The sequence below is a fragment of the Pseudomonas bharatica genome, from assembly GCF_048586865.1.
GTDB classification, from domain to species: domain Bacteria; phylum Pseudomonadota; class Gammaproteobacteria; order Pseudomonadales; family Pseudomonadaceae; genus Aquipseudomonas; species Aquipseudomonas bharatica.
On the sequence record NZ_JBMAWR010000032.1, the window covers coordinates 1 to 19148 of the forward strand.

Genomic DNA, 19148 nt, shown 5'->3' on the forward strand with positions numbered 1-19148 from the left:
GGGTCCGCGTCGCGGTTGAGTTATTCGCCTCTTCGTTGGCTGCGCCTGAACTCCCCCGGTGTCACCCCGCTCCAGCGCTTGAACGCCCGCTGGAATGCCTCCGCCGAAGCGAACCCCAGCAAATACGCGATCTCGCCGAACGCCAGCTCTGTATCGCGGATGTAACTCATCGCCAGGTCCCGCCGGGTGTCGTTGAGGATGGCGCGAAACTGCGTGCCTTCCTCGGCCAGCTTGCGGCGCAGGGTCCAGGTCGGCAGCTGCAGGCGTCGCGCGACTTCCTCCAGGTCCGGCTCGCGGCCGCCATTGAGCAATGGGCCGAGCAGATGGGCGATGCGTTCGCCCAGGCTGCGAATACGGGTGCGCTCCAGCAGTTCCTGTTCGCACAGCTGCAACAGGTGCTGCCAGGTGCTGGGGCAATGCGCCGGGTTGTGCAGCCCGAGCGTCGCTCGGGCAAGACGCAGCTGGTTGTTCTGCGCGCCGAACTGCACCGGGGCCAGGCTCAGCGCCTGGTAGCGCTCGGCGTAGGGCGGGCTGTCGAATTCGATTTCCATGCGCTCGGCCTGCACTGCCTGGCCCGCCAGGTCCGACAGTTGCGCCAGCCAGCCGGACAGCACCGAATCGACCACGAAGCGGTTGTAGGCGTTGTACGGGCTGATGGAATAGAAACGCAGCCAGGCGCCCTGGCTGTCTTCCTCGAAGCTGGACTGGCCGCGGTAATTGGCGGCGTACAAGGGCTCGAAGCGCAGCAGCGTGCGCGCCGCTTCGCCCAGGGTCGGCGCCTGGGCGGCGGTAATCCCGGCCAGCCCGAGCTGGCCCAGGCGGCTATGGCGCCCCATGCACAGGCCCAACGCCGGCTCCCGGCTTTGCTCGATGGCGGCATGGCCCAGGTGCATGAAGCGCGGGATCGACAAGCGCCCGCCGGCCTCGGCCAGCCGCGCCGGGGTGAGGCCATAGCGCTCGAGCAGGGGGCGCGGGTCATGGCCGAGCTCGTCCAGCGCCCGTTCCAGGCTCTGGATGAAACCCACCGACAGATCCCCGAGCCGCACCCGTGGCCGGTTCATCGGCCTACAGCCACAGGTTGAGCAGACGTGCGCCGTGGCTGGCGCTGGCGTGGTAGAGGGCATTGAGGTTGGCGAAGCCCAGGCCTTCGCCACGAACCTCCCAGAACTGCCCGCGCAGGAACACGCTCATGCTGGCGATACCGGCCGGTACCGCGGTTTCGCTGAGGTGATACCAGGCCTGTTCCTCGCTGGTTTCGCCGGGTTGCAGATCCAGTTCCGAGGCCCGTTCCTGGTGCCGGTTACCGCGCCACGGCCCTTCCCAACTGCCGACGAAGGCCGGGTTGGCGATGATCTGCGCGTTCTGCACGGCCAGGCGCTGGTAGTTCGACGGGTACCAGGCATCGCTGCCGATCAGCACGCCAAGGCGTCCCGCCGGGGTATCCACCACCTGCGGCGCCTGGCCTTCGCCCGGGTCGATGAAGCGCCGTACGTTGCTGTCCGGATATTGCTGGCGATGGACCTGGCCGAGCACCGCCCCCGTGCCGGAAAACACCAGGCTGGCGTTGTACAGGGCGCCGGAGCCGGTGCGCAGCACGCCGTGATCGAGCCAGGGCTCGGGCAGGACGATGGACCCCGCCACCAGGGTCACGCCGAACTCCCGGGCCAGGTCGCCGAACAGCTTCTGGTAATCCGCCGCCATCTGCCCGGCCTTCATGCGCAGGTGCGCGTCGCTGCGGCGGTCGTCACCGGTGGCGCTGTACATCGCCAGGCCGTAGCGCAGCGGGTTGCTCAGTTCCAGCCACTGGTACGCTTCGCGCAGGCGGGTGACCTGGTACATCTCGCGCTTTTCGCCACGGGCCCAGAGCCAGGTGCCGATATGTTCCGGCAGGATGACCACGGTACGTTCGTTGACCAGGCCCTTGACCCGCGCCTGCTCGAGGTACGCGGCAAGCTTGCGGTGCAGGCGGGTGAGGTTCTGGTAGTCGCCGGGGTAGAGGGTCGGCTCGATGCCGAGCAGGTTGCCCTGGCCGCTGGGGATGCCCTGGTCCAGGGCCAGTTCGACGCGCAGGTCGGACAGGTAATGACCCTCCGGGCGCTGCTCGGCCCAGAGCATGTAGCCACCGAAGGCGGCCAGGAGGACAAGCGCCAGGGCGCCTGAAAGAAGTTTGCGCATGAAGCGGACAAGGCCGACAAGGAATTCGCCACCAAGGGTAATCGCCCTGGTGCGTTTGGATCAATAACTTGTCATTTTCGGTCATTGAGCGACGGCGGGGGGCGCTTTAATGTCGGCTCCAGACCAATCGACGGGGCCCGCTTGCGAGGTTCCCGCATTCCGTGATTCGCCGTGGAGATCACTATGACCGCCGCCCAGTACCCGCACCTGCTCGCCCCCCTGGACCTTGGCTTCACCACCCTGCGCAACCGTACCCTGATGGGCTCGATGCACACCGGCCTGGAAGAGCGCCCCGATGGCTTCGAGCGCATGGCTGCCTATTTCGCCGAGCGTGCCCGGGGCGGCGTGGGCCTGATGGTGACCGGCGGCATCGGCCCGAACGTGGAGGGCGGGGTGTACTCCGGCGCGGCCAAGCTGACCACGCCTGAAGAGGCGGAAAAACACCGGATCGTTACCCGTGCCGTGCACGAGGCCGGCGGCAAGATCTGCCTGCAGATCCTCCACGCCGGGCGCTATGCCTACAGCCCGAAGCAGGTGGCGCCAAGCGCCATCCAGGCGCCGATCAACCCGTTCAAGCCCAAGGAACTGGACGAGGAGGGCATCGAGAAGCAGATCGCCGATTTCGTCACCTGCGCGCAACTCGCGCAAAGTGCCGGCTACGACGGCGTCGAGATCATGGGTTCGGAAGGCTACTTCATCAACCAGTTCCTCGCCGCCCACACCAACCAGCGCACCGACCGCTGGGGTGGCAGCTACGAGAACCGCATGCGCCTGGCGGTAGAGATCGTCCGCCGTGTGCGTGAGGCGGTCGGGCCGAACTTCATCATCATCTTCCGCCTGTCGATGCTCGACCTGGTGGAAGGCGGCAGCAATTGGGAGGAAATCGTGCAACTGGCCCAGGCCATCGAAAAGGCCGGGGCGACCCTGATCAACACCGGGATCGGCTGGCACGAGGCGCGCATCCCGACCATCGCCACCAAGGTGCCGCGGGCGGCGTTCAGCAAGGTCACTGCCAAGCTGCGCGGCGCGGTAAAGATCCCGCTGATCACCACCAACCGCATCAATACCCCGGAAGTCGCCGAGCAGGTGCTGGCCGAGGGCGATGCCGACATGGTCTCGATGGCCCGGCCGTTCCTTGCCGACCCGGAGTTCGTCAACAAGGCGGCCGAGGGCCGCGCCGACGAAATCAATACCTGCATCGGCTGCAACCAGGCCTGCCTGGACCACACCTTCGGCGGCAAGCTCACCAGTTGCCTGGTCAACCCGCGCGCCTGCCATGAAACCGAGCTCAACTACATCCCGGTGACCAAGGCCAAGCGCATCGCCGTGGTCGGCGCCGGCCCTGCCGGCCTGGCGGCGGCAACCGTGGCGGCCGAGCGCGGGCACCAGGTGGTGCTGTTCGATGCCGCCGGGCAGATCGGCGGGCAGTTCAATGTCGCCAAGCGCGTGCCAGGCAAGGAAGAGTTCTACGAGACCCTGCGCTACTTCGGTCGCAAGCTGGAAACCACCGGCGTCGAGCTGTGCCTGAACAGCCGCGTGGATGCCGAGCAACTGGTGGCCGGCGGTTATGACGAGATCATCCTGGCCACCGGTATCGTGCCGCGTCTGCCGGCGATCCCGGGCATTGACCACGCCAAGGTGCTGACCTACCTGGACGTACTGCTGGAGCGCAAGCCGGTGGGCCGCAAGGTGGCGGTGGTGGGCGCGGGCGGGATCGGCTTCGACGTGTCCGAGTTCCTCGTGCACGAAGGGGTCGCCACCAGCCAGGACCGTGCGGCGTTCTGGAAGGAATGGGGCATCGACGCGGCGCTCGAGGCCCGTGGTGGCGTCGCCGGCATCAAGGCCGAGCCTCATGCGCCGGCGCGCGAGGTGTACCTGTTGCAGCGCAAGAAAACCAAGGTCGGCGACGGCCTGGGCAAGACCACTGGCTGGATTCACCGCACCGGGCTGAAGAACAAGCGCGTGCAGATGCTCAACAGCGTCGAATACCTGGGGATCGACGATGCCGGGCTGCATATCCGCATCGGCGAGGGCGAACCGCAGGTGCTGGCGGTGGACAACGTGGTGATCTGTGCCGGGCAGGATCCGCTGCGCGAGTTGCAGGGTGCGCTGGTGGCCGCGGGGCAGTCGGTGCACCTGATCGGTGGCGCGGACGTCGCGGCCGAACTGGATGCCAAGCGGGCGATCAACCAGGGTTCGCGGCTGGCTGCTGAACTCTAAATAGCACTGCGTCTCCTGTGGGAGCGGGTTCACCCGCGATTGCGGTACTGGACCCACCACTGCAATCGCGGGTGAACCCGCTCCCACAGGGGGCGCGGTCGCTTGTAGAATCGGCGGCATGCTCAATCTTCCTCAAGCGCCTTTGCAGCGTGTCTCCTTTTCCTGGCTCACCGAAGCCGGTATCGAACTGGCCATCCTCCGCCTCGACCAGATCGACCCCCTGGTCAGCGGCAACAAGTGGTTCAAGCTCCTCGAACACCTGCGCCTCGCCCGGCAACACCAGGCCCCGGGCTTGATCAGCCTGGGCGGCAACCATTCCAACCACCTCCACGCCCTGGCCGCCGCCGGCCAGCGCTTCGGCTTCAAGACCGCCGGCCTGCTGCGCGGCAATCCCCAGGACACCCCGACCATCCGCGATCTCCAGGCCTTCGGCATGCACCTGCACTGGCTCGGCTACGGCGGCTATCGTGCGCGCAACGAGCCCGGGTTCTGGGCGCCCTGGCAAGCACGGTACCCCGGCTGGCACTGCATCCCGGAAGGTGGCGGCGGCGAATTGGGCGAGAAGGGCTGCGCGCTGATCGTCGAACAGGCGCGGGCGCAGTTGGCGAACATCGGCTGGGACGACTACGACGCCTGGTGGCTGGCCGCCGGAACCGGTACCACCGCTGCGGGATTGATTGCGGCGGAAGCGGGCGCCCGTCCGGTACACGCTGCCATGGCGGTACCAAAGGGTTACGGCGTGGAGCAAGTGCTATCCCATCACCTTCACGACGCCAGCCGCGGCGGCTTCGCCAAGGTCGATCCCGAACTCTTGGCCTTCATCGACGCCTGCGAGCGGGAATCCGGCATTCCGCTGGAGCCGCTTTACACCGGCAAGGCCCTGATGGCCTTGAAAGAAAAAGCCGGGTGCTTCGAACCAGGCACCCGGCTGATATTCGTCCACACCGGCGGCCTCCAGGGCCGACGCGGTTTCGCTTAATCCTTGCCGGGCAGCATCCGCACCAGGGTGTTGTCCTTGCGCACATAGTGGTGATACAGCCCGGCCACGGCATGCAGGCCGATCAGTCAGTAGCCGAGGGTGGCGAACCATTCGTGCCAGCCCTTGACCGTGCGCGCCAGGTCCTTGTCCGGCTGCACCAGTGCCGGCAGGTCGAAACCGTAGAAGGGAATCGGCTTGTCGGCGGCGCTGAGGATCACCCAGCCGGCCAGCGGCAGGCCGATCATCAGGGCATACAGCGCCCAGTGCACCAGGTGCGCCAGGCCGGTCTGCCAGGCGGCCGGTGCAGGGACGATGCGTGGCGTCGGCCGCGTCACCTTGAGGAACAGGCGCAGCCAGACCAGCAGGAACACGGTCAGGCCGAGCATGAAGTGCAGGGTCTTCATCAGTTCCCGTTCCGGGCTGTCCTTGGGAAAGATCCCGCGAAACTCGATGCAGGCGTATACCGCCGCCAGCAATACCAGCATCAACCAGTGCAAGGCCACGGACAGGCTGCCGTAGCGCTCCCGGGTATTGGTCAGACTCATACAGAACACTTCCTCGTCAGGTCACGGAATGGGCGCTCTTGGTGGCGCTGTCCTAGAGGGTAGATAGCTTGGAGCTACTACGGCAGATACAACGAGGAAAAAAAGCCCGGGTCAAGCCGGCTGCGTCAAGTGTGGCCACTGTTCGGCAACCAGAAAGGCCCGTTCGGCTTCCTGCCAGTCGCCGTCTTCCCCGGGTTCCAGGCGCACCATCAGTTGGGCCTGGGCGCGCGGGTCGAGGGCGGCCAGCCAGTCGCGCAGTTGCCCCGTGCTCCACACCTGCGCCGCTGCAACCCGCGCCGGGCCGAGCCAGGCCTGGCGTGGCAGCGGTTGCCAGCGGCCTTGCCCGTGGGCGCTATGAAAGTCGCGCCAGTCACGCTGATGCAGCCAGTGGCCGCGCAGATGCTGTGGATCTGCGCCCAGCGGCGAGCCGGCCGAGGCATGCCAGGGGTAGAACAGGTAACCGCCGAGCCACAACCGCGCCCGCACCTGATCGAGCCCCAGGCCTTGCAGGGCCTCGCGGCTTTCCGGGCGCGCGGAGATGGGCAACTGGTGCTCGGCCAGGTGCGCCAGCTTGCGATCCAGCCGGTCATGGCAACCGGGCCCCAGCCAGTGCGCCGGGTCGGCACCGTCGCCGTGTTCCGGTCCGAGATAGAACTTGATCGCCAGTTCCAGGTGATGCACGCCTTCGCGGTCGCGCAGGACGATATCCAGCTCGCCAAGGGTGTGCCCGCCCTGGCGGATCGGCAGGTTGGCGGCCAGCAGTTCAACGCCCGGCGCCTGGTGCAGGGCGAACTGCCAGAGCCGTTCGTAATACAGGCCCAGGCGCCGGCTCGCCGAACGCGCCAGCCAGTCCAGCAGCAGCGCCGGATCGCGCTCCAGGCCCAGCAGCCAGTGGCGCAGCTTGTCGGGGTCATCCACCCAGCCACTGCCACTCAACGGATGGCGTTGCGGCCATGGCGCGCGGTGCAGCAACGGGGCGGACGACAGCGCCCAGGCCAGGTCGCGGACCGCGGGCTGGCGCAGGTGACGGGGCAGGGCATTGAGGGCAGCGAACGGATTCATCCTGCGAGCATAGCCGCGTTTGCCCGGCGTCGTTTGCCGCAGGGCAGGGCACTGGCCCATAATCGGGCCTTTGACCGTGCGTACTTTTGACCGTCGTTAGCCCAAGCAGGAACCCCATGGAGCAATTTCGCAATATCGGTATCATCGGCCGCCTCGGCAGCTCCCAGGTGCTCGATACCATCCGCCGCCTGAAAAAATTCCTGCTGGAACGGCATCTGCACGTCATCCTCGAGGACACCATCGCCGAGGTCCTGCCCGGCCACGGCCTGCAGACCTCCTCGCGCAAGCTGCTCGGCGAAGTCTGCGACCTGGTGATCGTGGTCGGCGGCGACGGCAGCCTGCTCGGCGCCGCCCGCGCCTTGGCCCGGCACAATATCCCGGTGCTGGGGATCAACCGCGGCAGCCTGGGCTTCCTCACCGACATCCGCCCGGACGAACTGGAAGTGAAGGTCGCCGACGTGCTGGACGGCCATTACCTGGTGGAAAACCGCTTCCTGCTGCAGGCCGAAGTGCGTCGCCACGGCGAGGCCATCGGCCAGGGCGATGCCCTCAACGATGTGGTCCTGCACCCGGGCAAATCCACGCGGATGATCGAGTTCGAGATCTACATCGATGGCCAGTTCGTCTGCAGCCAGAAGGCCGACGGCCTGATCGTCGCCACCCCGACCGGCTCCACCGCCTATGCCCTGTCCGCCGGCGGGCCGATCATGCATCCCAAGCTGGACGCCATCGTCATCGTGCCGATGTACCCGCATACCCTGTCCGGCCGGCCGATCGTGGTCGACGGCAACAGCGAACTGAAGATCGTCGTGTCCCAGGACATGACCATCTATCCGCAAGTCTCCTGCGACGGCCAGAACCACTTCACCTGCGCGCCCGGCGATACCATCACGGTGAACAAGAAACCGCAGAAACTGCGCCTGATCCATCCGCTGGACCACAACTATTACGAGGTCTGCCGGACCAAGCTCGGCTGGGGCAGCCGCCTGGGTGGTGGAGGCGACTGATGCTCGATCCCGCGCGCAGTTTCGACCTGATCGGCGATGTTCATGGCTGTGCCCACACCCTCGAACGCCTGCTCGATGCCCTCGGCTACAAGCGCCACGGCGGGGTGTGGCGGCACGCCCAGCGCCAGGCCCTGTTCCTGGGCGACATCATCGACCGTGGCCCGCGCATCCGCGAGGCCCTGCATATCGTCCATGACATGGTCGAGGCCGGCCAGGCCCATTGCATCATGGGCAACCACGAGTACAACGCCCTCGGCTGGACCACCCCGGCGCCACCCGGCAGCGGCAAGACCTTCGTGCGCGAGCACACGCCACGGCATGCCCGGCTGATCGACGAGACCCTGACCCAGTTCGCCGAGCACCCCGGCGACTGGCACGATTTCCTCGGCTGGTTCTACCAGTTGCCGCTGTTCGCCGATGCCGGGCGCTTCCGCCTGGTGCATGCCTGCTGGGACGGGCGGGTGATCGATTCACTGCGCCAGCAGTACCCCGACGGCTGCATCGACCAGGCATTCGTCCAGGCCTCGGCCGAACCCGACAGCTTCGCCCACCTGGCCTGCAACCGCCTGCTGCGCGGCACCGACATGCGCCTGCCGGACGGCCTGACCCTGACCGGCGGCGACGGCCTGACCCGGGCGTTCTTCCGCACCAAGTTCTGGGAAGAAGACCCGCAGACCTACGGCGATATCGTGTTCCAGCCCGATGCCTTGCCCGAATCGGTGGCTCGCGCGCCCTTGTCCCATAGCCAGAAGAATGCCCTGCTGCGCTACGGCGAGGACGAGCCGCTGCTGTTCGTCGGGCATTACTGGCGCAGCGGCAGGCCGGCGCCGATCCGCGCCAACCTGGCCTGCCTGGACTACAGTGCAGTGCTTTACGGCAAGCTGGTGGCCTACCGGCTCGACGATGAAACCCGGATCGACCCGCACAAGTTCGTCTGGGTCGATGTGGAACGGCCGGAGGCCAGCCAATGAATGGGGTTCCAATCCTGCAACTGCCGTTGAATGTCGACCTCAGCGGCTTCGTCCAGATGCTCCGGCGCCTGCAGGTGGCGCACCGGGTGACCGAGGAGCACGGCGAGCAGGTGCTCTGGGTCGATCAGGCGCGGGCCGAGGAAATCCGTCGCCTGTACGAGGCGCACCCGGAAGGCGACGCCGACACCCAGGACCTGCCCCTGACCGCGCAGCCCGATGCCATGGTCCGTCCGGGCCTCGGCGAGCAGTTGCGCACCAGCAAGGTTACCGCCTTCGTGCTGCTGGCCTGCCTGATCGTCGCCGGCCTCACCAGCCTTGGCGAAAACCTCGCGACCATGCGTTGGCTGACCTTCCTCGATTTCCGCGTGGCGGGCGACTACCTCTACTTCACCCCGCTGGACACCAGCCTCCAGGCCCACCAATGGTGGCGCCTGTTCACCCCGATGCTCCTGCACTTCAGCGTGCTGCACCTGGCCATGAACGGCGTGTGGTACTGGGAACTGGGGCGGCGCATCGAATGGCGCCAGGGCCCGTTCAGCCTGCTCGGCCTGACCCTGGTGTTCGCCCTGGTGTCCAACGTCGTGCAATACCTGTTCAGCGGCCCGACCCTGTTCGGTGGCCTGTCCGGCGTGCTCTACGGCTTGCTCGGGCACCTGTGGATCTACCAGCGCCTGGCCCCCCATCCGCTGTACCGCATGCCCCGTGGCGTGCTGGTGATGATGCTGGCCTGGCTGGTGCTGTGCCTGACCGGCGTAATGTCCGTGATCGGTTTCGGCGCCATCGCCAACGGTGCCCATGTCGGCGGTCTGTTGGTCGGATGCCTGAGCGGGCTCTTGGGCGGGGCGCTGGCCCGGCGTAAACTGACGGCTTGACTTGGGAGACGCTATGTCCACTTTTGCGCAAATGATCGAAAACATCACCCCGGAAATCTACCAGAGCCTCAAGCTGGCCGTGGAAATCGGCAAATGGGCCGATGGCCGCAAGCTCACCGCCGAGCAGCGCGAGCTGTCGCTGCAGGCGGTGATCGCCTGGGAGATGCAGAACCTTCCGGAAGACCAGCGCACCGGCTACATGGGCCCGCAGGAGTGCGCTTCGAAGTCCATCAGCGTGCCGAACATCCTGTTCAAGTCGGATGCGATCCATTGATCGAACTCGGCCGTGGTTCCACTCGCAAGATGGCCGCGCGTCTCGAGACGCCGGTCGTGCAATACGCCTTCCGCCTGGGTGAACTGGAAGTACCGGTCAACCCGCTGATCGGCCAGACCGTGCGCCTCGAATACCTGGGCGCCATCCATTGCAGCCACTGCGGCAAGCGCACCAAGACCAGCTTCAGCCAGGGCTACTGCTACCCCTGCATGACCAGGCTCGCCCAGTGCGACCTGTGCATCATGAGCCCCGAGCGCTGCCATTACGACGCAGGCACCTGCCGCGAGCCGTCCTGGGGCGAGCAGTTCTGCATGACCGACCATGTGGTCTACCTGGCCAACTCCTCGGGGATCAAGGTCGGCATCACCCGCGCCAGCCAGTTGCCGACCCGCTGGCTCGACCAGGGCGCCAGCCAGGCCCTGCCGATCCTGCGGGTCGCCACCCGCCAGCAGTCCGGCCTGGTGGAAGACCTGCTGCGCAGCCAGGTGCCCGACCGCACCAACTGGCGCACGCTGCTCAAGGGCGACGCCGAGGCGCTGGACCTGGTGGCCGTGCGCGACCAGTTGTTCGACAGTTGCGCCGATGGCATCCGCGGTTTGCAGGAGCGCTTCGGCCTGCAGGCGATCCAGCCGCTGGTCGATGCCGAGGTCCTGGAGATTCGCTACCCGGTCGAGGCCTATCCGGGCAAGATCGTCAGCTTCAACCTGGACAAGAACCCGGTGGCCGAAGGCACGCTGCTGGGGATCAAGGGCCAGTACCTGATCTTCGACACCGGCGTGATCAACATTCGCAAGTACACGGCCTACCAGTTGGCCGTGCATCAGTAAGCGTGAATCAGTAAAAAGGACCGCCACATGCGCACCGAACAGCCGCAAGTGATCTACCTCAAGGACTATCAGGCGCCCGAGTACCTGATCGACGAAACCCACCTGACCTTCGAGCTGTTCGAGGACCACAGCCTGGTCCACGCGCAGTTGGTCATGCGCCGCAACCCGGCACGTGGCGCCGGCCTGCCGCCGCTGGTGCTGGACGGCCAGCAGCTCGAACTGCTGAGCGTCGCCCTCGACGACCAGGCCCTGGCGGCAGGCGACTACCAGCTCGACGACAGCCACCTGACCCTGCAGCCGAAAAGCGAGCGCTTCACCCTCGACACCAGCGTGCGCATCCATCCGGAAAGCAACACCGCGCTGGAAGGCCTGTACAAGTCCGGCGGCATGTTCTGCACCCAGTGCGAGGCCGAGGGCTTCCGCAAGATCACCTACTACCTCGACCGCCCGGACGTGATGAGCGCGTTCACCACCACGGTGATCGCCGAACAGCACCGCTACCCGGTCCTGCTGTCCAACGGCAACCCGGTGGGCAGCGGCCCGCAGGAAGATGGCCGGCACTGGGCGACCTGGGAAGATCCGTTCAAGAAACCCGCCTACCTGTTCGCCCTGGTGGCCGGCGACCTGTGGTGCGTGGAAGATAGGTTCACCCGCCAGTCCGGCCGCGACGTGACCCTGCGCATCTATGTCGAGCCGGAAAACATCGACAAGTGCCAGCACGCCATGACCAGCCTGAAGAAGTCCATGCGCTGGGACGAAGAGGTCTACGGCCGCGAGTACGACCTGGACATCTTCATGATCGTCGCGGTCAACGACTTCAACATGGGCGCCATGGAAAACAAGGGCCTGAACATCTTCAACTCCAGTTGCGTGCTGGCCCGCGCCGAAACCGCCACCGACGCCGCGCACCAGCGGGTCGAGGCGGTGGTGGCCCACGAATACTTCCACAACTGGTCGGGCAACCGCGTGACCTGCCGCGACTGGTTCCAGTTGTCGCTCAAGGAAGGCTTCACCGTGTTCCGCGATGCCGAATTCAGCGCCGACGTGAACTCGCGCACGGTCAAGCGCATCGAGGACGTCGCCTACCTGCGTACCCACCAGTTCGCCGAGGATGCCGGCCCGATGGCCCACGCGGTGCGGCCGGACAGCTTCATCGAGATCTCCAACTTCTACACCCTGACCGTCTACGAGAAGGGCTCGGAAGTGGTGCGCATGGTCCGTACCCTGCTCGGCGCCGAGGGCTTCCGCAAGGGCAGCGACCTGTACTTCGAACGGCATGACGGCCAGGCGGTAACCTGCGACGACTTCATCAAGGCCATGGAAGACGCCAACGGCGTCGACCTGACCCAGTTCAAGCGCTGGTACAGCCAGGCCGGCACGCCGCGCCTGGCGGTCAGCGAGTCGTGGGATGGCGCTGCCGGCACCTACAGCCTGACCTTCCGCCAGAGCTGCCCGCAAACCCCGGACAAGGTCGAGAAGCTGCCGTTCGTGATCCCGGTCGAACTGGGCCTGCTCGACGCCCAGGGCAACGACCTGCCGCTGCGCCTGCAAGGCGAAGACGCTGCCGTTGGCACCAGCCGCGTGCTCTCGGTGACCGAGGCCGAGCAGACCTTCACCTTCGTCGATATCGCGGCCAAACCGCTGCCGTCGCTGCTGCGCGGTTTCAGTGCGCCGGTCAAGCTGTCGTTCCCCTACGACCGCGACCAGCTGATGTTCCTCATGCAGCACGACAGCGATGGCTTCAACCGTTGGGAAGCCGGCCAGCAACTCTCGGTACAGGTGCTGCAGGAACTGATCGGCCAGCAGCAGCAGGGCCAGGCCCTGGTGCTGGACCAGCGATTGGTCAGCGCCCTGGACAGCGTGCTGGGCAACGACAGCCTGGACCAGGCCATGGTTGCCGAGATGCTCTCGCTGCCGAGCGAGGCCTACCTCACCGAGATCAGCGAAGTGGCGGATGTCGATGCCATCCACGCCGCCCGCGAGTTCGCCCGCAGGCAACTGGCGGAGCAACTGTTCGACAAGCTGCTGGCGCGCTACCAGGCCAACCGCGAGATCTCGCGCAACACCGCCTATGTGGCCGAGGCCGAGCACTTCGCCCGGCGCAGCCTGCAGAACATCGTGCTGTCCTACCTGATGCTCAGCGGCAAGCCCGAAGTGCTGGCGGCGACACTGGAGCAGTTCGACGCCTGCGACAACATGACCGAACGCCTGACCGCCCTGGCGGTGCTGGTCAACTCGCCGTTCGAGGCCGAGCGGGCCAAGGCGCTGGAAGCTTTCGCCGAGCACTTCAAGGACAACCCGCTGGTCATGGACCAATGGTTCAGTGTCCAGGCCGCCAGCACCCTGCCGGGCGGGCTGGCGCGGGTCCGCAAGCTGATGGAGCATCCGGCGTTCACGATGAAGAACCCGAACAAGGTGCGTGCCCTGATCGGTGCCTTCGCCGGGCAGAACCTGGTCAACTTCCACGCGGCGGACGGCTCGGGTTATCGCTTCCTGGCGGATATCGTCATCGAGCTCAACGCCCTCAACCCGCAGATCGCCTCGCGGCAACTGGCGCCGCTGACCCGCTGGCGCAAGTACGACGCCGCGCGCCAGGCCCTGATGAAGGGCGAGCTGCAGCGCATCCGCGATTCGGGGCAGTTGTCCAGTGATGTGTTCGAAGTGGTGAGCAAGAGCCTCGCCTGATTTGCCAGCCTCTCGGGCCTCATCGCCGGCAACGCCGGCTCCCACAGGTATCGCGTACACCGCAGAACCTTGTGGGAGCCGGCGTTGCCGGCGATGAGGCCATCAGCAACACCAAAACCTTCCGATAACAAAAGATAACGTCTCGTTCGTTGTCAGCCCTTCGCAATCCCCCTTAGGATGGCCATCAGCTATTGCAGGGCTCTGGAACACGCTTTTCGCAGTACCTGCATCTGGATTCACCCACATAACAAGAACCGGGGGACAGATCGATGACCGAGCCTCTTCTAGCGCCGCAGCACGCAACGGCGCGTGCTCGACCATGGGCATTGGCAGCCGGCATGGCCGTGCTGCTGGCCATGGGCTTCCAGGCAGACAGGGTCGAGGCCGCAGCCTCGCCGGAGGCGGAGGTCTGGTCCACGCTTTCCGCCAAGTCCGACAAGGGCCTTTTGCTGGACGTGACCCGCGCCGGCGCACGACTGGTGATGGTCGGCGAACGCGGTCATATCCTTTTCTCCGACGACCAGGGCAAGACCTGGACCCAGGCCAAGGTACCGACCCGCCAGTTGCTCACCGCCGTCACCTTCGTCGATGACAAGCATGGCTGGGCCGTCGGCCATGACGCGCAGATCCTCGCCAGCAGCGACGGCGGCGCGACCTGGAGCAAGCAATACGAAGACCTTTCCCGCGAAGCGCCGCTGCTCGATGTGTGGTTCGAGAACCCGCAGCACGGCCTGGCCATCGGTGCCTATGGCGCCATGCTCGAAACCACCGATGGCGGCCAGCACTGGCAAGACGTCGGCGACCGCCTGGACAACCCCGACGGCCTGCACCTGAACGGCATCGCCCGGGTCAAGGACGCCGGCCTGGTCATCGTCGGCGAGCAGGGCAGCCTGTACCGTTCCAGCGATGACGGCCAGACCTGGGAAAAGCTCGAAAGCCCCTATGAAGGCTCGTTCTTCGGCGTGATCGGCACCGCCCAGGCCAATACCCTGTTGGCCTATGGCCTGCGCGCCAACCTGTACCGTTCCACCGATTTCGGCAGCACCTGGCAGCCGATCAGCTTGCAGGCTGCCCGCGGTCCGCTTCAATTCGGCCTGGCAAGCGCTACGCTTCTCGATGATGGCAGTCTGGTATTGGTGGGCAATGGCGGCACCGTCCTGCGCAGCAGCGACGATGGCCAGACCTTCAGCGTCTTCAACCGTCCCGACCGCCTGGCCCTGGCTGGAGCCAGCGGCCTGTCCGACGGCAATCTGATCCTGGTGGGGCAGGGTGGCGCGCACTATGCCACCGCCACCGGTGCCGAGAGGGCGCAACCATGACCGTTCGGGAGTCGTTCAGCATGAATCAGCACCATCAGGACAAGCCGACCACCCTCGAGCGCCTGATTTTCAACAACCGCCCGGCAGTGATCGCCATCTGCCTGCTGGTGAGCGTGTTCCTGTTCTGGCAGGCCACGCTGATCCGCCCGTCCACCAGTTTCGAAAAGATGATCCCGCTGGAGCACCCGTTCATCCAGAACATGCTCGAGCACCGCAATGACCTGGCCAACCTCGGCAACACCGTGCGCATCTCGGTCGAAGCGGTCAACGGCGATATCTTCGACAAGGACTACATGGAAACGCTGCGGCAGATCCATGACGAGGTCTTCTACATTCCCGGCGTCGATCGCTCCGGGCTCAAGTCGCTGTGGAGCCCGGCGGTGCGCTGGACCGAAGTGACCGAGGAAGGCTTCTCCGGCGGCGAGGTGATCCCCAACACCTACGACGGCTCGCCGCAGAGCCTCGATACCCTGCGCGACAACGTGCTCAAGTCCGGGCAGATCGGCCGCCTGGTGGCGAACAACTTCAAGTCCAGCATCGTCGATGTGCCCCTGCAGGAGTCCTACCCGGACCCGCAGGACCCGGGCAAGCAGATCAAGCTCGACTACCAGCAGTTCTCCCACCAGCTGGAAGAGAAGATCCGCGACAAGTACCAGGCGCAGAACCCCAACGTGAAGATCCATATCGTCGGCTTCGCCAAGAAGGTCGGCGACCTGATCGACGGGCTGATGATGGTGGTGGGCTTCTTCGGCATCGCCTTCGTTATCACCTGGGTCCTGCTGTACTGGTTCACCTGGTGCATCCGCAGCACCATCGCGGTGTTGATCACCACGCTGGTGGCGGTGGTCTGGCAGCTCGGCCTGATGCATGTGGTGGGCTTCGGTATCGATCCGTATTCGATGCTGGTGCCGTTCCTGATCTTCGCCATCGGCATCTCCCACGGGGTACAGAAGATCAACGGCATCGCCCTGCAATCCAGCGATGCCGACAACGCCCTGACCGCCGCGCGGCGGACCTTCCGCCAGCTGTTCCTGCCGGGGATGATCGCCATCCTGGCCGACGCCGTGGGCTTCATCACCCTGCTGATCATCGATATCGGGGTGATCCGCGAGCTGGCCATCGGTGCATCCATCGGTGTGGCGGTGATCGTCTTCACCAACCTGATCCTGCTGCCGGTAGCGATTTCCTATGTCGGCATCAGCAAGAAGGCCATCGAGCGCAGCAAGAAGGACGCGACCCGCGAGCACCCGTTCTGGCGCCTGCTGTCGTCCTTCGCCAGCGCCAAGGTAGCGCCGGTGTCCATCGTCCTGGCCCTGCTGGCCTTCGGCGGCGGCCTCTGGTACAGCCAGAACCTGAAGATCGGCGACCTCGACCAGGGCGCCCCGGAGTTGCGTCCGGATTCGCGCTACAACAACGACAACGCCTTCATCATCGACAACTACTCGACCAGTTCCGACGTGCTGGTAGTGATGGTCAAGACCCCGACCGAAGGCTGCTCGGTGTACGGCACCATGGCGCCGATCGACGAGCTGATGTGGACCATGGAGAACACCCCCGGCGTGCAGTCGGCGATTTCCCTGGTGACCGTGTCCAAGCAGATGATCAAGGGCATGAACGAGGGCAACCTGAAATGGGAAAGCCTGTCGCGCAACCCTGAAGTGCTGAACTCCTCGGTGTCCCGTGCCGACGGCCTGTACAACGGTGACTGCTCGCTGGCGCCGGTGCTGGTGTTCCTCAACGACCACAAGGCGGAAACCCTGGATGGCGTGGTCAAGGCGGTCAAGGCCTTTGCCGACGAGCATAACCGCGAGGGCCTGGAATTCCTCCTGGCGGCGGGCAATGCCGGGATCGAGGCGGCCACCAACGACGTGATCAAGTCGGCCGAGCTGACCATCCTGGTCCTGGTGTACATCTGCGTGGCCGTGATGTGCATGATCACCTTCCGTTCCTTCGCCGCGACCCTGTGCATCGTCCTGCCGCTGGTGCTGACCTCGGTGCTGGGCAACGCCCTGATGGCCTTCATGGGTATCGGCGTCAAGGTCGCCACCTTGCCGGTGGTGGCGCTGGGCGTGGGCATCGGCGTGGACTACGGGATTTACATCTACAGCCGCCTGGAAAGTTTCCTGCGTGCCGGCCTGCCGCTGCAGGAAGCCTATTACCAGACCCTGCGCTCCACCGGCAAGGCCGTGCTGTTCACCGGCCTGTGCCTGGCCATCGGCGTGTGCACCTGGATCTTCTCGGCCATCAAGTTCCAGGCCGACATGGGCCTGATGCTGACCTTCATGCTCCTGTGGAACATGTTCGGCGCCCTGTGGCTGCTGCCGGCCCTGGCGCGCTTCCTGATCAAGCCGGAGAAACTCGCCGGGCAGAAGGGCAACTCGATCTTCGCCCACTGACCCGATCGCTGGAAGGAACCTCACCGGGGGCCAGACGTCACAACGTCTGGCCCCCGGTGCATTTGGGCTATCATTTGCGCCCTTTCCCCAGACCATGGCTGCCATCCGATGACCACCCTTGCCAATGCCCTGCAATCCTGCGACATGCTGCTGATCGACGGCCTGCATTGTTTCGACTTCGTCCACGACGACAGCGGCCTGCGTGCCGAATGCATGGATGGCCGTGCGCTCAAGCGCTGGGTGTTCAGCCCGGCGCAGGTCGCGGCGGCTCGCGCCGAGGGCGGCGACTGGCTGATCGACAGCGACAGCGGCGAGCACCGCCTGGTGTGCATGGGTGCCCTGCGGGCCCCGGAGGATGATGAAGACGATGAAGAAGACAGCCATGAGCCTGCTGCTCGCTAGTGGCCTGGGGATGACGGCGCACGCTCACGAATTGCTGGTCGGCAGCTACACCGACGGCGCCAGCCAGGGCATTTACCGCTACCGTTTCAGCGATGGCCGCATCGAGGCCGCGCCGCTGCAGGTCATGGCAACGGGCAATCCGTCGTGGCTGACCCTCTCTGCCGACGGACGCTGGCTGTTCGCGGTCAACGAGGCGGCGGCGGGGCAGGTGTCGGCGTTCAGCCTGGATGCCGGGCATGTGCTGACAGCGTTGAACCAGGTCGGCAGCGACGGCGCCGAGCCGACCCATAGCAGCCTGAGCCGGGACGGGCGGTTCCTGTTCGTCGCCAACTATGGTGGCTCCAATGCCGAAGGCGGCAGCCTCAGCGTACTGCCGGTACTCGCCGACGGCAGGCTCGGCCAGCCGTTGCAGCACCTGCGGCATGCCGCCAGCAAGGTCGATCCCGAGCGCCAGGCCACGCCCCATGTGCATTCGGTGGTGTCGTCGCCGGACGGGCGTTTCGTCTTCGCCAGCGATCTGGGCGCGGACAAGGTCTTCGCCTACCGCTATGTACCTGAGCAGGCCGAACCGCTCCAGGCCCTGGGCGCGGTAGCCTTGCCGCCCGGCAGCGGCCCGCGGCATCTGCTGTTCAGCGCTGATGGCCGGCATGCCTGGCTGACCCTGGAGATGGGCGCGGCGGTAGCGGTATTCGATCATGAGGATGGGCACCTGACCCTGCGCGGCACCCAGCCCCTTACCGACAATACTGATCCCGCGGCCAGGGCCGGCGGCGCCCTGCATGCTTCGGCGGACGGGCGCTTTCTCTACGTCAGCAATCGCGGCACGGCCAACGAACTGGTGGTGTTCGCCATCGATCCGCTCGATGCTGGGCTGAGCCTGGTGCAACGGCGTTCGGTGGAAGGGGATCACCCGCGGGAATTCGCGCTGGATCCGCAGCAGGGTTTCGTTTTGGTCACCAACCAGAAGAGCAATGAAATCGTGGTGATCCGCCGCGATCCGGCAACCGGGCTGCTGGGCGACGTGGTGCAGAGGTTTGCCCAGCCGGCGCCGTCGGACGTGAAGTTCCTCGACTGACTATCGACGGCCTCGATAATCGTTAGTGCCGCAATGAATTTTTCCCGGAAGGCCCCGGGGCGTAGTTTTGAACCAAGCCAGACGGCTTCTCAACTCAACGACTCCGAGGCCAGACCGATGAACTTCAATCTCTTTCCCGTAATCGCCGCATCCGCCATTTCCGCGTCCGTTGTGCAGGCTGCCAATGCCCATGTCGAGATCAGCCAGCGCAAGGCCGCGACGCCCAGCTATACCAGCGAGTACCTGCGCCAGAGTGCCAACTTCTATGCGGCGCTGGATCACAAGGCTTCGCACTGAATTTTCGGTGTACACGGACCCTGTGGGAGCGGGTTCACCCGC

Annotated in this window: 16 protein-coding genes and 1 pseudogene; 13 read left to right on the forward strand and 4 right to left on the reverse strand. The window is 65.7% G+C overall.

Features of this window, described 5'->3' with window-relative positions:
- Positions 1-20: 20 nt before the first annotated feature.
- A complete protein-coding gene (locus ACKLLE_RS25025; RefSeq protein ID WP_064303511.1) occupies positions 21-1061 on the reverse strand; it encodes an AraC family transcriptional regulator in 1041 nt (346 codons plus the stop codon).
- A gap of 4 nt (positions 1062-1065) precedes the next feature.
- Positions 1066-2175 (reverse strand): carbon-nitrogen hydrolase family protein, encoded by a 1110-nt coding sequence (locus ACKLLE_RS25030; RefSeq protein WP_420059353.1) that lies wholly within the window; start codon positions 2173-2175, stop codon positions 1066-1068.
- A 183-nt stretch (positions 2176-2358) separates the two neighbouring features.
- On the opposite strand from ACKLLE_RS25030, the gene ACKLLE_RS25035 reads away from it, so the two are divergent.
- Positions 2359-4395 (forward strand): oxidoreductase, encoded by a 2037-nt coding sequence (locus tag ACKLLE_RS25035; protein ID WP_420059354.1) that lies wholly within the window; start codon positions 2359-2361, stop codon positions 4393-4395.
- 118 nt (positions 4396-4513) lie between these two features.
- Positions 4514-5374, forward strand: a complete 861-nt coding sequence (locus tag ACKLLE_RS25040; protein ID WP_420059355.1) for a 1-aminocyclopropane-1-carboxylate deaminase/D-cysteine desulfhydrase — start codon at positions 4514-4516, stop codon at positions 5372-5374.
- Here ACKLLE_RS25040 and ACKLLE_RS25045 read toward each other — a convergent pair.
- Both ACKLLE_RS25045 and ACKLLE_RS25050 read right to left on the reverse strand, forming a co-directional pair.
- Positions 5371-5919, reverse strand: a pseudogene (locus tag ACKLLE_RS25045) (cytochrome b). The gene ACKLLE_RS25040 and the pseudogene ACKLLE_RS25045 overlap by 4 nt on opposite strands.
- Positions 5920-6030: 111 nt before the next feature.
- Positions 6031-6981, reverse strand: coding sequence for a DUF1853 family protein (locus ACKLLE_RS25050; protein ID WP_420059356.1), 951 nt, complete (start codon positions 6979-6981; stop codon positions 6031-6033).
- Positions 6982-7097: 116 nt separating this feature from the next.
- Between ACKLLE_RS25050 and ACKLLE_RS25055 the strand changes: the two genes are divergently transcribed.
- The 11 genes from ACKLLE_RS25055 to ACKLLE_RS25105 all read left to right on the forward strand — a co-directional run bounded on the left by ACKLLE_RS25055 (position 7098) and on the right by ACKLLE_RS25105 (position 19106).
- Positions 7098-7988 (forward strand): NAD(+) kinase, encoded by an 891-nt coding sequence (locus tag ACKLLE_RS25055; RefSeq protein WP_009403133.1) that lies wholly within the window; start codon positions 7098-7100, stop codon positions 7986-7988.
- Complete coding sequence (locus ACKLLE_RS25060; RefSeq protein ID WP_420059380.1) at positions 7985-8959, forward strand: metallophosphoesterase; 975 nt, start codon at positions 7985-7987, stop codon at positions 8957-8959. The genes ACKLLE_RS25055 and ACKLLE_RS25060 overlap by 4 nt, the downstream gene beginning before the upstream one ends.
- Positions 8956-9831 carry a rhomboid family intramembrane serine protease gene (locus tag ACKLLE_RS25065; RefSeq protein WP_420059357.1) on the forward strand — a complete coding sequence of 292 codons (876 nt, stop codon included), beginning with the start codon at positions 8956-8958 and terminating at the stop codon, positions 9829-9831. Before ACKLLE_RS25060 ends, ACKLLE_RS25065 begins: the two co-directional genes overlap by 4 nt.
- A 13-nt stretch (positions 9832-9844) precedes the next feature.
- On the forward strand, positions 9845-10105 hold the full coding sequence (locus ACKLLE_RS25070; RefSeq protein ID WP_009403136.1) for a YeaC family protein: 261 nt from the start codon (positions 9845-9847) through the stop codon (positions 10103-10105).
- Complete coding sequence (locus ACKLLE_RS25075; protein ID WP_420059358.1) at positions 10102-10932, forward strand: DUF2797 domain-containing protein; 831 nt, start codon at positions 10102-10104, stop codon at positions 10930-10932. The genes ACKLLE_RS25070 and ACKLLE_RS25075 overlap by 4 nt, the downstream gene beginning before the upstream one ends.
- A 27-nt stretch (positions 10933-10959) precedes the next feature.
- The gene (pepN, locus tag ACKLLE_RS25080; protein WP_420059359.1) at positions 10960-13617 is read left to right on the forward strand and encodes an aminopeptidase N; all 2658 of its coding nucleotides are present in this window, start codon (positions 10960-10962) and stop codon (positions 13615-13617) included.
- Between the two features lie 269 nt (positions 13618-13886).
- Positions 13887-14936, forward strand: a complete 1050-nt coding sequence (locus ACKLLE_RS25085) for a WD40/YVTN/BNR-like repeat-containing protein (protein ID WP_420059360.1) — start codon at positions 13887-13889, stop codon at positions 14934-14936.
- A 20-nt stretch (positions 14937-14956) separates the two neighbouring features.
- The gene (locus ACKLLE_RS25090; RefSeq protein WP_420059361.1) at positions 14957-17332 is read left to right on the forward strand and encodes an efflux RND transporter permease subunit; all 2376 of its coding nucleotides are present in this window, start codon (positions 14957-14959) and stop codon (positions 17330-17332) included.
- Between the two features lie 108 nt (positions 17333-17440).
- Entirely contained in the window at positions 17441-17734 is a 294-nt protein-coding gene (locus ACKLLE_RS25095) for a DUF5629 family protein (protein WP_064303521.1), read from the forward strand.
- A complete protein-coding gene (locus ACKLLE_RS25100) occupies positions 17700-18809 on the forward strand; it encodes a lactonase family protein (protein ID WP_420059362.1) in 1110 nt (369 codons plus the stop codon). The genes ACKLLE_RS25095 and ACKLLE_RS25100 overlap by 35 nt, the downstream gene beginning before the upstream one ends.
- Before the next feature lie 117 nt (positions 18810-18926).
- Entirely contained in the window at positions 18927-19106 is a 180-nt protein-coding gene (locus ACKLLE_RS25105) for a hypothetical protein (protein WP_009403143.1), read from the forward strand.
- The last annotated feature ends 42 nt before the right edge of the window (positions 19107-19148 follow it).

Excerpts from the sequence above, each read along its gene's own strand:
- ACKLLE_RS25040 (WP_420059355.1), top strand. The coding sequence starts at position 4,514 with ATGCTCAATCTTCCTCAAGCGCCTTTGCAGCGTGTCTCCTTTTCCTGG.
- ACKLLE_RS25065 (WP_420059357.1), top strand. The coding sequence starts at position 8,956 with ATGAATGGGGTTCCAATCCTGCAACTGCCGTTGAATGTCGACCTCAGC.
- ACKLLE_RS25050 (WP_420059356.1), bottom strand. The coding sequence starts at position 6,981 with ATGAATCCGTTCGCTGCCCTCAATGCCCTGCCCCGTCACCTGCGCCAG.
- ACKLLE_RS25070 (WP_009403136.1), top strand. The coding sequence starts at position 9,845 with ATGTCCACTTTTGCGCAAATGATCGAAAACATCACCCCGGAAATCTAC.
- ACKLLE_RS25025 (WP_064303511.1), bottom strand. The coding sequence starts at position 1,061 with ATGAACCGGCCACGGGTGCGGCTCGGGGATCTGTCGGTGGGTTTCATC.
- ACKLLE_RS25095 (WP_064303521.1), top strand. The coding sequence starts at position 17,441 with ATGACCACCCTTGCCAATGCCCTGCAATCCTGCGACATGCTGCTGATC.
- ACKLLE_RS25100 (WP_420059362.1), top strand. The coding sequence starts at position 17,700 with ATGAAGAAGACAGCCATGAGCCTGCTGCTCGCTAGTGGCCTGGGGATG.
- ACKLLE_RS25035 (WP_420059354.1), top strand. The coding sequence starts at position 2,359 with ATGACCGCCGCCCAGTACCCGCACCTGCTCGCCCCCCTGGACCTTGGC.
- ACKLLE_RS25030 (WP_420059353.1), bottom strand. The coding sequence starts at position 2,175 with ATGCGCAAACTTCTTTCAGGCGCCCTGGCGCTTGTCCTCCTGGCCGCC.
- ACKLLE_RS25105 (WP_009403143.1), top strand. The coding sequence starts at position 18,927 with ATGAACTTCAATCTCTTTCCCGTAATCGCCGCATCCGCCATTTCCGCG.
- pepN (WP_420059359.1), top strand. The coding sequence starts at position 10,960 with ATGCGCACCGAACAGCCGCAAGTGATCTACCTCAAGGACTATCAGGCG.
- ACKLLE_RS25085 (WP_420059360.1), top strand. The coding sequence starts at position 13,887 with ATGACCGAGCCTCTTCTAGCGCCGCAGCACGCAACGGCGCGTGCTCGA.
- ACKLLE_RS25090 (WP_420059361.1), top strand. The coding sequence starts at position 14,957 with ATGAATCAGCACCATCAGGACAAGCCGACCACCCTCGAGCGCCTGATT.
- ACKLLE_RS25055 (WP_009403133.1), top strand. The coding sequence starts at position 7,098 with ATGGAGCAATTTCGCAATATCGGTATCATCGGCCGCCTCGGCAGCTCC.